The organism is Actinomyces sp. (genome assembly GCF_030524025.1).
Classification (GTDB): domain Bacteria; phylum Actinomycetota; class Actinomycetes; order Actinomycetales; family Actinomycetaceae; genus Actinomyces.
The window spans coordinates 33,972-48,246 of sequence record NZ_JAUNHI010000003.1 but is presented as its reverse complement, the minus strand read 5'-3'; the positions used below and the strand labels follow the sequence as shown (position 1 = coordinate 48,246).

The following is a 14,275-nucleotide window of genomic DNA, read 5'->3' as shown; positions in this document are numbered from 1 at the left end:
TCCGGCGAGGGCTGGCGCTCCGGTCGGCCACGGCCTGGGGGCGCGGCGGTAGGCTCGAAGGGCACGAGCCTCCGTGGTGGAATGGGTAGACACCGCGACCTTAAAAGTCGCTGCCTGCGGGCGTGCGGGTTCGAGTCCCGCCGGAGGCACCACTCATCCCGCGTTCGCCCACACCTCCAGGCGCTGCATGGCCGTGTGGGCGGCGGATCCCGGGGAGGGGGCGAAGGCGACGGCCTGTGCGCCGTCGTCGTCCTCCAGCATCCGGAACGGCACGGTGACCACCCCGATGAAGGGGTTGAAGATGGTCTCCTCACTGTGGGAGGAGCGAGGCGGAAGATCCTCATCGAGCCACATCCGGCAGAAGGAACGGCTGCGTGCGGTCAGGTTGCCCACGACGCTGAGCGGCTCGGGGTCGTCCGGGCGGTCGCTGACGGCGGCCCTCAGGTCGGCCAGCGCGCGGGTGGTCACCGCCTTCCAGTCCGGCCAGAACCCGCGCGCCGTCTCCTCATCGAGGAAGGCGAACTCCAGGAGCTTGGGCTGATGGTTGAAACGCCCTCCCCACTCCAGAACGGGGGCATAGAGGAGCCGGCACGGGAGGTTGGCGGGGTAGGAGTCCTCGAGCAGCTCGGCCAGACGCTCGCGCTCCTCACGCGTCAGGGCGAGCACGTCGGCCACCAGGTCTCGCAGCCGCGCCTCGGGAGCCTGGGCCAGCAGGCCCTGCTCCAGGTCCGTGTAGTACTGGGTGTCAACGCCCAGGAGCCGGGCGAGCTCGTCGCGGCGCAGGCCGGGGATGCGACGGCGTCGCGGGCTGACCCCGGGCAGGCCCGCCATGAACGGCGTGATCGCAGCACGGTGCTCGATGAGGAGCTCGCGCAGGTCGGTGGGAGACGTGAGTCCTCGACCTATGCTCCCAGCCTATGAGAATCGAAGCCATTTCGTAGCCATTTTGTGACCTATTAGATGATCCGGCGGCCGCGCGGTCCGTCACTGCCTACTCGTCGCCGCCGGTCGGCGACGCCTATTAACCTTGGCCCCATGAGCCAGACCGGAGGCGCGGTCGCGCCCGAGAGCACCGGGTCGGTCCCGCAGGCCGCCCTGACCGTCGGCGGGGTCGAGACCCTCCTGCGCGGCGTGGCGCCGCCGGAGCTCGCTGAGCCCTGGGACTCCAACCGCCTTATCTGCGGCGACCCCGCCGAGCCCGTGAGCGTCCTGCTCCTGGCCGTCGACCCGGTGGCCGCCGTCGTCGACGAGGCCATCGAGCGCGGTGCCGACATGGTCATCACCCACCACCCCCTCTACCTGCGCGGCACCGACCATGTCAGCGCCGCCGACCCCAAGGGGCGGGTCGTCCACCGCCTCGTGCGCGCCGGCATCGCCCTGGCCAACGCGCACACGACACTCGACTCGGCCCACGGAGGCGTCGCCGACGCCCTGGCCCAGGTGGTCGGGCTCGACGACGTCGTACCCCTCGTGCCCCATGCGGCCGACCCCTCCCAGGGCATCGGCCGTCTCGGCCGCCTGCCGGCTCCCACCACCCTGGCCCAGTTCGCGCAGACCGTGGCCCGTGCCCTGCCCGACTCCGTCCCCGGCCTGCTCGTCGGCGGAGACCCGCAGGCCACCGTGGATCGGGTCGCGGTCAGCGGAGGCGCCGGTGACTCACTCCTCGGTGCCGCCCGTCAAGCCGGCGCCGACGTCTTCCTCACCGCCGACCTGCGCCACCACCCGGCCGGTGAACACCTTGAGGCCGGCCGGCCCTACCTGCTGTGCGGCACGCACTGGGCAACCGAGTGGGTAGGGCTGGAGCCCCTGGCCCGCGCACTGGAGGCCGCAGCCGCAGCCTGCGGGCATAGACTCCAGGTGCACGTCTCCCGGGTCGTTACCGACCCCTGGGCGCTGCGCCTGAGCACCGGCACCACATGACCCGGCCGAACCAGACCGCCACCCGACAGCCAGCACACAGCCAGTGAAGGACTCCCGCCGTGACGAGCGCACCCATCACCGAGCAGCGACTGCTCATCGACCTCCAGCAGCTCGACTCCCAGCTGGCCCGGCTGGGTCATGAGCGCGCCCACCTGCCCGCGCTGTCCCACATCGAGCACACGATCAAGCGCCTCAAGGACAACAAGCGCGAGGCCGTGCTCGCCGCAGCGGCCCTGACCGACGCCAAGGCGGAGGCCACCCACTGCGAGACCGAGGTGGACCAGGTCGTGCGCCGGGCACAGACCCTGCGCGAGCGGCTGAGCGCCGGCACAGCCGCCGCCCGCGACCTGTCGGCCATCCAGGGCGAGATCGACCAGCTCGGCCGTCGGCAGGCGGTGCTGGAGGACAAGCAGATCACCGCGATCGAGGCCGTCGAGGCCGCCCAGGACCGGGTCGAGGCACTGGCCGCCCAGGAGCAGGAGATCCGGGCTGCGGGCCGGGAGCTGACCACGGTCCGGGACGCCGAGTTCGCCCGCATCGACCAGGAGACCGCCGGGCTGCGCGCCAGGCGGGACGAGCTCGTCGCCCGGATCAGCCCCGCGCTCCTGGGGGAGTATGACGCGGTCCGAGCGCGCACCGGAGGCCTGGGTGCGGTGGCGCTGCACGGCCGTCGCCTCGAGGGTGCCACCATCGAGATCAGTCCGGCCGAGCACGCCAGGATCGCCGCGGCGCCCGCCGACACGGTCCTCCACGCCGAGGAGAACGACGTCATCATCGTGCGCATGGACCTCTGAGACCCCGCCGGAGAGCCCGACGGTCAGACGACGAGCGTGAGGACCCGTCCTCCCCGGCGGTCGGGCTCGCCGAGCTCGGCACCGCGCAGCCCCGGCACCTCCCGCGCCAAGGCCGCGACATCCTCGACCGAGGCGCCCGTCTCGAGATCCCCGCATCCCAGGGCCCGGACCAGCATCCCGACGAGCAGGCCGCGCGTGTGCTTGGCCGCGTGCGACACCACCACCCGGGATCCGTCGGCTCGCAGTGCCATCACCCGGACGGTCACCCGCTCGACCTCCCCGGTGCCGGGCGGCGTCCACGCAGGCGTGTAGGCCCCCGAGCGGCAGTCGACGACCAGCCCTGCCCGCCGTGCCCGGTCGTTGAGGAGCGGTGCGAGGGGAGCACGCCAGAAAGATGACAGCCTGCCGGTGCTCGGCAAGGACACCGCCATCGACAGCCGGTGGTCCGGGACCGGGTCAGTGGGGCGCAGCGCCCCCCACAATCCCGAGAAGATGACGACGTGGCCCTCGAGCACCTCTCGCGTCGCCGGCTCGGCCGCCAGGACCGCCAGCCCGGCCGCGTCGTAGAGGACACCGCTGAACAGCTCGTGCGCCGGTGCGCAGGGGGCCGAGCCCAGCACGAGGTTGAGCCGCGCCTCGGCCGCGCTCCTGGGTCCCAGTCCCAGCACCTCGGCGGCCCGCGGTCCGGCACTGACCTGCGACAGCTCGTCGATGACCAGACGGCGCCCCTCGGTCAGCCGGTCGGCGCCCAGCAGCCGGTACAGGTCGAGCGACGGCCCGCAGCTCGGCGGGCTCTTGCCCTCGGAAGGCGGGATGAGGATGAGCACGGCCCGATGCTACGCGGCTGCACCGGTGCCAGGACGATGGCCGTTCCGTGGGTGCGTTAGGATCGGTACCGCGGACGAGCCGACCGGGCGGCCGCGGCATCCTCGGGCCACCGGGGAGTCGAGGAACGTCCGGGCTCCACAGAGCAGGGCGGTGGCTAACGGCCACCCGGGGTGACCCGCGGGACAGTGCCACAGAGAACAGACTGCCAGCGCATGCGCTGGTGAGGGTGAAACGGTGGGGTAAGAGCCCACCAGCGCGACGGGCGACCGTCGTGGCTCGGTAAACCCCGTCCGGAGCAAGACCGCACAGCAGGCGCTTGAGGGCTGCTCGTCCGAGCCTGCGGGTAGGTCGCGTGAGGCCACCGGCAACGGTGGTCCAAGATGGATGGTCGCCGCCGCCCAACACCGGCAACGGTGGGCGGTAACAGAACCCGGCGTACAGGTCGGCTCGTCCGCCCCGACGTCTGCCCGGCCACCACATGATGGCGCCCTCCCCAGAACAAACCGGGAGGGCGCCATCATCTGTGTTGGGTGAGCGTCAGGTCACTCCGCCGACACGTAGTACTCCTCGGAGTCGTAGAAGGCCGTGACGGCAAACGCCCCGGAGTTGGCCAGGCTCTCGTCGACGACGAAGGTGACGAAGCCGGCAGCCTTGCCGCCGTCACGCGGCATGTCCTGGTTGCGGAACTCGTCCGAGGCGAGGCTGTACTCCGCCTCGACGGTGTTGCCCCCGTTGACGTAGTCAATGCTCAGGTCGTAGGAGCTGAACTGTCCCGATCCGTGGTAGGTGACCTCGACATAGAGGCGGAGATAGACCTTGCCGGCGGGCGGATCCTCATACCACGTCTCCAAGCCGTCAGCGGCGAAGCTGTCCTTGAGGGACTGCGCACCGTTCCAGTTGACTTCCCCGAAGTTGACATCGATCGAGGCGTTCGGGTCGGTCGCATACTTGTCCGCGGCGAAAGTCAGGACCCTCTGAGAGGGGTCGATGGGGTTGGACTCCGACAGGCCCTCCCCATCCTCCGGGGCTTCGGCGTCGGTGGTGGGATCCTCGGCGGAGGAGGTCTGCCGCGTCGCGCTGCGCGTCGTCGCACCACTGGAGCTGCTGTCCGAACCACCCCGGGCCAGGAGCGCCACGATGCCGATGACCAGGACGAGCACGATGCCGACGATGATTGCCCACACCCACCACTGCTTGGCCAAAGGCTTGGAGGCTCCCGGGCCACCGGGCACCGGAGCTCCGGCCTGCCAACTGCCCGGAGGCGGCACCTGCCCACCACCGGCGGGCATGCTGTGGTACGGGGTCGGCGACTGCGCGTAGTCGGCTCCCACATAGGGCGCGGAGGAGGCGGCCGAGCCGACCATGGGGGCGGAGCCGCCCACAGGAGCCGAACCCGCGACCGGGGCCGAGCCGCCCATGCCGCCCATGGGAGTCGCCGAGTAGTCTCCCGCCGGCGCTGCAGCGGACTGCCCGGTAGGGTCGGCCACCGGGGAGGACCCCGTCGACACCGCCCGCGTCGGCGCCCACCCGGCGTCGGGAGCCGAGGCGGCCTGAGGAGCGGATCCCGTGCCCGGAGCGGTGCCCGAGTCCTCGACCCACAGCTGCCAGCCCTCCGGCGCTGGCCCCCATGCCGGATCCGGCTGCCAGCCTGCCGGGGGGTTGAAGCCGTCAGGCGGAGTGGGCCAGTTCGGCGGTGGGTTGAAACGCAGAGCCATGTGGAACCTCCGGGAGACGACGAGGCGAACGGTTGTGACGCGTCATGCAGTCCGGTCACGAATGTACACGCCATGGGGGCAGTGGCACACGCCTGACGGGCGGCATGGATGGGGAGTGCTTCCCGGTGCGCGCGTCCTCGGGCGTGGGCTCGCGCACCGGGGGCGCCTACTGGCCCGTGCCCTTGGCCGAGCCGGTCAGCTCGGAGTCATCGAGGCTGGTTATCAGGCACTTGAGTATGCGGTCGCCCGAGTTCCACGACTCATTCGTGGGAGTGAGCGTCGTAATGCCGTAGATCGAGGTGGAGTAGTCGCGCCCGACGTACTCATTGAAGGCGGGGACGCATATGTCCTTGGCGTACTGGTCAAACGTCGTGCTGTCGGGCAGCGCGGCATCGGTCAGGGTGTGGAGCAGGAAGACCTCGAAGTGATGGGGCTCGGCGCAGTCGACCACGATGACGGTCGAGACCTGCGTGGCGTTCGGGTCCTCGAGGGTGAAGCAGTCTTCGAGCTGCAGGTCCGTCGTGAACGTCGTCGTACCCGCAGTCGTCGGCGCCGGGGCTGGGGGCGTCGGGTTGGCGGTCTTGGTCCCCAGGCCGCCCCCCGTCGGCGTCTTAGTCGGCTCCTCGGTGACAACACTGTCCGGCGTGGTCGACTCCGTGGGTCCCGCAGTCGGGTCGGAGCCGGAGTTGGCCAGCACGACGACGAGGCTGACGACCAGGATGACGACCAGTCCGACGATGATCGCCCAGAACCACCACTGCTTGGTCACCGGAGTGGGGGCGGCCGCCGCGGCGCCCCCGCCGACCTGCTGCCACTGCCCCTGGGACGGGTAGGACGCGGCCTGGGCCTGGTAGGGAGTCGGTGACTGGGGGTAGGACGCGGCCTGGGCCTGATACGCCGGCTGCTGGGGCTGGGCATAGCCGGAGGCTGCGTAGGCGCCCGCAGCCGCCGCCGATCCCACCGACGGTGCCGAGGGCTGAGTCGGCACGGCCTGCGTGGGGGCCCAGCCCGTGTCGGGGGCGGAGGGCACCTGGGGCGCGGAACCGGCAGTGGCGCCGGGGGAGGAGTCCTCCACCCACAACTGCCATCCGTCGGGTGCGGGGCCCCACTCGGGGTCGGGCTGCCATCCGGCCGGAGGCGTGAAGCCCTCGGGCGGGGCGGGCCAGTTCGGCGGTGGGTTGAAACGCAGAGCCATGAGGGCCTCCGGGATGGGTGGACGGGAGCGGATGCGGCGACAAGCGCCCTCCAGCGACTGAATGTATACGGTGGGAGCCGTCATGTCCCACTCGGTGACATGACGGTTGCGCGCGCTCAGGGCACGGTGAGCACCTCGGCGCCGTCCTCGGTGACCACGAGGGTGTGCTCGAACTGTGCGGTGCGGGAGCGGTCCCGCGTCACCACCGTCCACCCGTCGTCCCACTGCTCCCAGTCGATGCCGCCCAGGGTGAGCATCGGCTCGATGGTGAAGACCATGCCCACCTCCATGATCTCGTCGTGCAGGGGGGCGGCGTCGTAGTGGGGGATGATGAGACCGGAGTGGAAGGCCTCACCCACTCCGTGGCCGGTGTAGTCGCGCACGACTCCGTAGTCGAAGCGCCGGGCGTAGGCCTCGATGACCCGTCCGATGACGTTGACCTCCCGCCCCGGCCGCACAGCGCGGATGCCGCGCTCCATGGCGGTGCGGGTACGGGAGATGAGCAGGGCCGTCTCCTCGTCGACCTCACCGACGGGGAAGGTGGCGTTGGTGTCCCCGTGTACGCCGTCGAGGTAGGCGGTGACGTCGATGTTGATGAGGTCGCCCTCATTGAGCACGGTGGAGTCCGGGATGCCGTGGCAGATGACCTCGTTGACCGAGGTGCAGATCGACTTGGGGTAACCCATGTAGCCCAGGCACGAGGGGTAGGCGCCGTGGTCGCACAGGTACTCGTGGGCGATGCGGTCGAGCTCATCGGTGGTCACCCCCGGTGCGATCGCCGCGGCAGCCTCGGCCAGGGCACGGGCCGCCAGCCGCCCCGCGGCCCGGATGCGCTCAATGGTCTCGGCGTTCTTGACGTCGGAGGCGGTCACCCGTTCGGGCCCGTCGTGGAACATGTACTCGGGGCGCGGGATCGAGCCGGGCACGCGCCGCGGCGGCCCCAGCTCCCCCTTGGTCAGGGTCCCACGTGGTGCACGGTCGGCCAGGGCTCGGATCGAGGAACTCATGGCCACAGCATAGGAGCGTGCGGGCGGTGCCCGCCCCGCGCCGCCCCGCCCCGGTCCGGCGCCGCCGATCGCGCCCCTCGGCGCAGGACCTGTCATACGATGACCACATGGCGAAGATGCACTTTGTGCGACACGGTCGCACCGTCCTCAACGAGCAGCGTCGCACCCAGGGCGCCGCCGACTCCCCCCTGACCCCGGACGGACGCAAAGGGGTCGAGATCTGCCGCGACTACCTGGCCGGCACCCCCTTGACGCGGGCCTACCTCAGCCCCCAGGGCAGGGTCCAGGAGACGGGCTCGATCCTCCTGGAGCCCCACCCGGAGGTCGTGCCGGTCAACCTCATCGGCCTGCGGGAGTACAACTACGGCATCTACGACGGTGGGCCGGACCCCGAGATGCACGCCGCCCTGCCCGCTGAGGAGCACCTGCCGCCGGTCCTGGCCGGGACCCATCCCGGGGCGCCCGAGGGGATCCACGCCCGCGACTACCTGGCCGACATCGACGGCGCCATCGCCCGGGTCATGGCGGACCTGCGTGCGGCGGTGGCCGAGGGGCGCGGAGACGACGAGGAGGTGCTCATCGTCTCCCACGGCATGACGATCATGACGATCATGAGCCGCTGGATCGGCCTGGAGGTCTATGGCTGGGCCCCGATGGCCAACTGCGCGATCACGAGCGTCGAGGTCGACCCCACCGCCCCCGACGGGGCGCCCACACTCATCCGCTGGGCCCACGACCCCGCGGACCAGGGGGTGACCTTCCCCTCCAAGGACATCACCTCCGCCTTCGAGGGCGTCGTCCCCGTCCCGATCGACTGGGACCACCCCGAGGGCCTGTGACCCGGTCCGGGAGGGCCCTTGCCCGTCGTCGTGGCGGGCCTCAGGAGTCGAACCAGTGCTCCTGGGCGGGGAAGGAGCCCTCCCGGACCGCCTCCCCGTAGGACTGGGCGGCCTCGCGCAGCGCCTGCCCCACCTGACCGAAACGCGCGGCGAAGCGCGGCGACCACTGGGACATGCCGGCCATGTCCGTCCACACGAGGACCTGGCCGTCGCACCGGGCGCCGGCCCCGATGCCGATGACGGGCACGGGGCACTCGTGGGTGATCCGGGCGCCGACGGACTCGGGGACCATCTCGACGATGAAGGCCACCGCACCGGCCTCCGTCAGGGCCAGGGCGTCGGCCACCAGCGCGTCGGCGGCGCCCTCGCCGCGGCCCTGCACCCGGTAGCCGCCGAGGGCGTTGACCGACTGCGGCGTGAACCCGATGTGCCCGAAGACCGGGATGCCCGCCTCGGTGATGAGACGCACCGAGGCCGCGCGCACCGCTCCGCCCTCGATCTTGACGGCGTGGGCGCCGGCCTTGACCAGGCTGACGGCGCTGGCCAGGGCCTGCTCCGGGCCCGCCTCGTAGCTGCCGAAGGGCAGGTCGGCCAGCACCAACGCCCGGTCGGTGGCGCGGGCCACCGACCGGGTGGCCACGAGCATCTCCTCCAGGGTCACCGGCAGCGTGGAGCCGTGGCCGAGCATGACATTGCCCATCGAGTCCCCGACCAGGAGCACGTCGGTGCCCGCCTCGTCCAGGATCCGTGCGGTGACGGCGTCGTAAGCGGTGAGCATGACGATCTGCTCGCCGCGGGCCTTGGCCTGCGAGAGGTGGTGGACCCGCACCCGGCGTTGTCCTGCCAGCGTGGCGGGGGCGCCGGCGTGTGAAGAGTCGGTGGTCGACATGCCCTCCAGCCTAGATGATCGGCTCCCAGCCCCGGCCGGGCGGTGGCGCAACGCACGTGACACGCGCGAGGGTGCATGATGGGGGCAGGGCGCGGGCAGGCGGCGCCACGGACCGGGAGGGCATCACTGATGGACAAGCAGCAGGAGTACGTGTTCCGCGCGATCGAGGAGCGCGACATCCGGTTCATCCGCCTGTGGTTCACCGATGTCCTGGGCCAGCTCAAGTCCGTGGCGATCGCACCTGCCGAGGTCGAGGGCGCCTTCGAGGAGGGTATCGGTTTCGACGGCTCGGCGATCGAGGGCCTCACCCGCGTCTTCGAGGCCGACATGCTCCTGTCCCCGGACCCCTCGACCTTCCAGATGCTGCCGTGGCGCAACGGCACCAACGGCGTGGCCCGCATGTTCTGCGACGTCCTGACACCCGACGGCGAACCCGCCCGCACCGACCCCCGGGCGGTGCTCGAGCGACAGCTGGCGCGCGTGGCCGATGCGGGCTTCACCTGCTACGTCCACCCCGAGATCGAGTTCTACCTCGTCAAGCGTGACGAGGCCGGCAGGATCCTGCCCACCGACTACGCGGGCTACTTCGACCACGTGCCGGGGGGCACCGCCCACGAGTTCCGCCGTCGGGCCTGCCTCATGCTCGAGCAGATGGGCATCTCCGTGGAGTTCTCCCACCACGAGGGCGGCCCGGGCCAGAACGAGATCGACCTGCGCTTCGCCGACGCCCTGTCGATGGCCGACAACATCATGACCTTCCGCGCCGTCGTCGAGGAGGTCGCCCTCCAGGAGGACTGCCTGGCCACCTTCATGCCCAAGCCCTTCGTCGACCACCCCGGGTCGGGCATGCACACCCACTTCTCGTTGTTCGAGGGCGACCGCAACGCCTTCTACGACCCCTCCGGCCAGTACCAGCTCTCCACCACCGGCCGGTCCTTCATTGCCGGCCTGCTGCACCACGCCAACGAGATCTCGGCGGTCACCAACCAGCACGTCAACTCCTACAAGCGGCTGTGGGGAGGCGGCGAGGCTCCCAGCTATGTGTGCTGGGGCCACAACAACCGCTCGGCCCTCGTCCGGGTGCCCATGCACAAGCCCGGCAAGGGCCAGTCGGTGCGTGTCGAGTACCGCTCGCTGGACCCGGCGGCCAACCCCTACCTGGCCTATGCCGTCATCCTGGCCGCTGGCCTCAAGGGCATTGAGGAGGGCTACGAGCTGCCCCCCGAGGCCGAGGACGACGTGTGGGCGCTGACCGAGGGCGAGCGCCAGGCCCTGGGCATCGGAGCCCTGCCGACCTCCCTCAAGAGCGCCGTGGCTGCGATGAGCGGCTCGGACCTCGTGGCCGACACCCTGGGGGAGGCGGCCTTCGAGTACTTCATGCGCAACAAGCGGCGGGAGTACACGGCTTACGACGCCCAGGTGACCGACTACGAGATCAACCAGTTCTTTCCCCGGTCCTGAGGGACAGTGAGGCGAGGGGGACGGCGGCATGGCTGAGCACATCGACCCCTGGTCCGGGCCCGGCCGACGGCGGGGCAGCCTGCGCAGCCGCCTGGCGCGTGCCGGTTTCACCGAGGTCGACCGGGCACGTGCCTGCCTGGCAGACCCGGCCCTCGTCCCCTGGCTGCCCGCCGCCGGGGACCCCGAGGAGCGGGAGCTCTCCGGGGTACCCGGTCCTCAGCCCGGCCCCGCCGTCGACCCGCTGCGCTCGCGCCTCGTCGAGGAGCTCGCCGCCACCGCCGATCCCGATCTCGCGCTGCTCACCCTGGTCAGGCTCGCCGGGGCCGCCCACGGCGCCGGGGGTGCTCCTTGCCGCCTGCTCGGTGAGGTCCTCGGCTCCCTGGCCCACCGGCCGCAGGACAACGGTGCCGGGCCGGGAGCGGGCGAGCAGGCCGGCACCGAGCAGGATGAGTCGGGCGATGAGCCGGTCGAGCTGACCCATCTGCGTCGTCTTCTGGCCGTCCTGGGAACCTCACGGGCCCTGGGCGACTTCCTCGTGTCCCACCCCGAGTGCCTCGGCTCCCTGTCCCCACGGCACGCCGTCGACGCCCCGGGCGAGCCGACCATCGCCCAGGCCCTGGGCGAGGCGGCCCGGCGGGCCCTGGCCCGCGCCGGGGACCTGCCGGTGCGGCGGGCGGCCGAGGAGGCGACGGCGGCCGTCCGGGTGGCCTACCGCGAGCGGCTGCTGGCCGTGGCAGCCGACGACCTGACCAGCGCCGACCCAGCGGCCCACATGCCCGTCGTCGGTGAGCGCATGACCCAGCTGGCCGACGCCGCCATCGAGGCGGGCCTGCAGGTGGCCCGTGCCGTCGTCGGCCCGGCCGGTGACCGCACGGCCCTGGCCGTCATCGCCATGGGCAAGGCCGGGGCGCGCGAGCTCAACTATGTCTCGGACGTCGACGTCGTCTACGTCGTGGGACCGGCCGGCCAAACGCAGGTGCCCGAGGACGAGCTCGTCTCGGTGGGTACCGAGCTGGCCACCGAGCTGGCCCGGGTGACCTCGGCGACCTCGATCGAGCCACCGCTGTGGCCGCTGGACACAGCGCTGCGGCCCGAGGGCAAGGACGGCGCCCTCGTGCGCACCCTGGCCTCCCACCTGGCCTACTACGAGCGCTGGGCCTCGTCCTGGGAGTTCCAGGCCCTGCTCAAGGCGCGCGCCTGCGCGGGCGACGCGGCTCTCGGCGCCGCCTACGAGGAGGGGGTCTCGCCCTACATCTGGTCGGCCTCGACCCGGGAGCACTTCGTCGATGACGCCCGCGCCATGAGACGACGGGTGGAGAACGAGTCGCGGCGCCTGGGCGCCGACGACAGGCGCATCAAGCTCGGCCCCGGCGGGCTGCGCGACGTGGAGTTCACCGTCCAGCTGCTCCAGCTGGTCCACGGGCGCGGCGACACCCGCCTCCACGTGCGCTCGACCCTCGATGCCCTGGCCGAGCTGACAGCCGGGGGATATGTGGGACGCAGCGCCGCGGGCGTGCTCGGCGACTGCTACCGCACGCTGCGGCTCCTGGAGCACCGCTGCCAGCTTCACGGCCTGCGCCGCACCCACGAGCTGCCCTCCTCGCCCGCGGCCCTGCGCCGGCTCGGCCGCGGCATCGACCGCCACACCCTGGGCGACCCCGAGGCGCTGTGGGCGACCTTCACCGCGGTACGCCGCCAGGTGCGGGCCCTGCACGAGGAGATCTACTACCGCCCCGTGCTCACCGCGGCGGCCGACCTGACCAACGAGGAGATGACCCTGAGCCCCGAGGCGGCCCGGGCCCGCCTGGCCGCAGTGGGCTACCTCGACCCCGACGGCGCCATGCACCACATCCACGCCCTGACCGAGGGGGTCAGCCGGCGCGCGGCCATTCAGCGTCAGCTCCTGCCGGTCATCATCGGCTGGCTCGGTCAGGGCCCGGACACGGACAACGGGCTGTTGTCCTTCCGCCGCCTGTCGGAGTCCATCGGCGGGTCCCACTGGTACCTGGGCATGCTGCGCGACTCCTCCTCGGCTGCGCGCCGACTGTGCCAGGTGCTGTCGGGGGCGCCATGGACCTCCGACCTCGTGGCCGAGCTGCCGGAGTCGGTCACCTGGCTCGACGACGATGCCGAGCTGGTCCCGCGCCCGGCGGCCGGCCTGCGCTCCGAGGTCGAGCACATCCTGAGCCGCCGCGTCCTGGACGCCCCGGATGCCGCCGGCCTGGAGGAGCAGGCGGTCGAGGCGGTGCGGGCCCTGGCCGGGGTGCGGACCCGCGAGCTGATCCGGGCCGCCCTGGCCGACTCCCTGGACGGCATCGACCCGATGCGCACCGCACGGATCCTCACCGACGCCACCGACGCCGTCCTCGGAGGGACCCTTGACGTGGCCCTCGCCCTGGTCGTGGCCCAGCGCGACGGCACCCCGGCGGTGCCCGGTGGCGTCGAGGGCGCCGCGGCCCGCCACGCCCTCGTGGCCATGGGCCGTCTGGGTGGACAGGAGGTCACCTACGCCTCGGACGCCGACGTGCTCTTCGTCCACGAGCCCGTCGGCGGGGCCGATCCCGACACGGCCGCCGCGGAGGCCGAGGCCGTGGCCCGGTGGACGGTGCGCCTGCTGGCCCAGGCCCGCCCCCACGCCCTCGATGTCGACGCCGACCTGCGTCCCGAGGGCCGCCAGGGGCCGATGAGCCGGTCCCTGGGCTCCTACGCCCAGTACTACCGGCGATGGGGCGCCGTGTGGGAGCGCCAGGCGCTGCTGCGGGCGCGTCCCTGTGCCGGGGACGAGCGGCTCGGGCGCGCCTTCGTCGCGGTGGTCGCTCCCCTGCGTTGGAGCCCGCAGGGCCTCGATGGGGCCGGTGTGCGGGAGATACGCCGTCTCAAGGCGCGCATGGAGGCCGAGCGCCTCCCGCGGGGGACCGCCCCCGTCCGTCACCTCAAGCTCGGGCCGGGAGGCTTGTCCGACGTCGAGTGGTGCGTCCAGCTCCTCCAGCTCGCCCACGCCGCGACCGTGCCCGCGCTGCGCTCCACCTCGACCGTCGGGGTCCTGGAGGCGGCCGCGGGGGAGGGGCTCATGAGCGCCGACGACGCCGGTCGCCTCGTGGCGGCCTGGGTCCTGGCCTCCCGGATACGGGCCGCCAACGTGCTGAGCACCGGACGGGACCGCGGGGCCAAAGTGGACGTGCTGCCCTCGCGGCTGCGCGAGATCCGGCTCGTCGGCAGGCTTCTGGGCATGGAGCCGGGTCGGGAGCGGGACCTTGAGGACGTCTACCGCCGCACGGCGCGGCACGCCCGGCACGTGGCCGAGCGGGTCCTGTTCGGCGAGGAGCAGCCCGGGCCCGCCGTTCCACCGACGGCGGACCGGGGATCCTCCGGCCGCTTGCCGGCGGCGTCCCCGGCGGTCGGTCCGGGCGCCTCCCCGGGTTCATCCCGGGGGCGTCCGGCCGGTACGAGGACGGCCTCGGGGGCAGCGGCCGGCGCCTCCTCCGGTCCCCAGCGCCGCCCCCCGAGGCGCCAGGCCTCCGGGCCCTACCCGTGGTCCTGAGCTCCCCGGGGTGGCGGCACCCCTGCGTGTCATATGTACCGATCTCGAGGTGTCATTAGTCCCGATCTCGCGAAAGGGGTGGGGCC

At 72.2% G+C, this 14,275-nt stretch carries 11 protein-coding genes, 1 tRNA gene and 1 other RNA gene; 7 read left to right on the top strand and 6 right to left on the bottom strand.

Annotated elements, in window-relative coordinates; all coding sequences use genetic code 11:
- Positions 1-67: 67 nt before the first annotated feature.
- Positions 68-152, top strand: a tRNA-Leu gene (locus tag Q4C85_RS02255).
- Between the two features lies 1 nt (position 153).
- Here Q4C85_RS02255 and Q4C85_RS02250 read toward each other — a convergent pair.
- Complete coding sequence (locus tag Q4C85_RS02250; protein WP_303139131.1) at positions 154-831, bottom strand: helix-turn-helix domain-containing protein; 678 nt, start codon at positions 829-831, stop codon at positions 154-156.
- A gap of 204 nt (positions 832-1,035) precedes the next feature.
- Between Q4C85_RS02250 and Q4C85_RS02245 the strand changes: the two genes are divergently transcribed.
- Positions 1,036-1,920 (top strand): Nif3-like dinuclear metal center hexameric protein, encoded by an 885-nt coding sequence (locus tag Q4C85_RS02245; RefSeq protein ID WP_303139130.1) that lies wholly within the window; start codon positions 1,036-1,038, stop codon positions 1,918-1,920.
- A 59-nt stretch (positions 1,921-1,979) separates the two neighbouring features.
- Positions 1,980-2,714, top strand: a complete 735-nt coding sequence (locus Q4C85_RS02240) for a zinc ribbon domain-containing protein (protein WP_303139128.1) — start codon at positions 1,980-1,982, stop codon at positions 2,712-2,714.
- Positions 2,715-2,737: 23 nt separating this feature from the next.
- Here Q4C85_RS02240 and Q4C85_RS02235 read toward each other — a convergent pair whose 3' ends face one another.
- Positions 2,738-3,541: a YaaA family protein gene (locus tag Q4C85_RS02235; protein WP_303139126.1), complete on the bottom strand. Its 804-nt coding sequence runs from the start codon at positions 3,539-3,541 to the stop codon at positions 2,738-2,740.
- A gap of 75 nt (positions 3,542-3,616) precedes the next feature.
- Between Q4C85_RS02235 and rnpB the strand changes: the two genes are divergently transcribed.
- Positions 3,617-3,996: RNase P RNA component class A (gene rnpB / locus Q4C85_RS02230), an RNA gene on the top strand.
- A gap of 88 nt (positions 3,997-4,084) precedes the next feature.
- On the opposite strand, the gene Q4C85_RS02225 is transcribed toward rnpB, so the two are convergent.
- The 3 genes from Q4C85_RS02225 to map all read right to left on the bottom strand — a co-directional run bounded on the left by Q4C85_RS02225 (position 4,085) and on the right by map (position 7,459).
- Positions 4,085-5,257, bottom strand: a complete 1,173-nt coding sequence (locus Q4C85_RS02225; protein ID WP_303139124.1) for a hypothetical protein — start codon at positions 5,255-5,257, stop codon at positions 4,085-4,087.
- 166 nt (positions 5,258-5,423) lie between these two features.
- The gene (locus Q4C85_RS02220) at positions 5,424-6,452 is read right to left on the bottom strand and encodes a septum formation family protein (protein WP_303139122.1); all 1,029 of its coding nucleotides are present in this window, start codon (positions 6,450-6,452) and stop codon (positions 5,424-5,426) included.
- Positions 6,453-6,568: 116 nt separating this feature from the next.
- Positions 6,569-7,459, bottom strand: a complete 891-nt coding sequence (gene map / locus Q4C85_RS02215; RefSeq protein WP_303139120.1) for a type I methionyl aminopeptidase — start codon at positions 7,457-7,459, stop codon at positions 6,569-6,571.
- Positions 7,460-7,566: 107 nt separating this feature from the next.
- Between map and Q4C85_RS02210 the strand changes: the two genes are divergently transcribed.
- Positions 7,567-8,298 (top strand): histidine phosphatase family protein, encoded by a 732-nt coding sequence (locus Q4C85_RS02210; RefSeq protein WP_303139119.1) that lies wholly within the window; start codon positions 7,567-7,569, stop codon positions 8,296-8,298.
- A 40-nt stretch (positions 8,299-8,338) separates the two neighbouring features.
- Here Q4C85_RS02210 and panB read toward each other — a convergent pair whose 3' ends face one another.
- Positions 8,339-9,187: a 3-methyl-2-oxobutanoate hydroxymethyltransferase gene (gene panB / locus Q4C85_RS02205; protein WP_303139117.1), complete on the bottom strand. Its 849-nt coding sequence runs from the start codon at positions 9,185-9,187 to the stop codon at positions 8,339-8,341.
- Between the two features lie 129 nt (positions 9,188-9,316).
- On the opposite strand from panB, the gene Q4C85_RS02200 reads away from it, so the two are divergent.
- Positions 9,317-10,648: a glutamine synthetase family protein gene (locus Q4C85_RS02200; protein WP_303139115.1), complete on the top strand. Its 1,332-nt coding sequence runs from the start codon at positions 9,317-9,319 to the stop codon at positions 10,646-10,648.
- A 28-nt stretch (positions 10,649-10,676) separates the two neighbouring features.
- A complete protein-coding gene (locus Q4C85_RS02195) occupies positions 10,677-14,189 on the top strand; it encodes a bifunctional [glutamine synthetase] adenylyltransferase/[glutamine synthetase]-adenylyl-L-tyrosine phosphorylase (RefSeq protein ID WP_303139114.1) in 3,513 nt (1,170 codons plus the stop codon).
- The last annotated feature ends 86 nt before the right edge of the window (positions 14,190-14,275 follow it).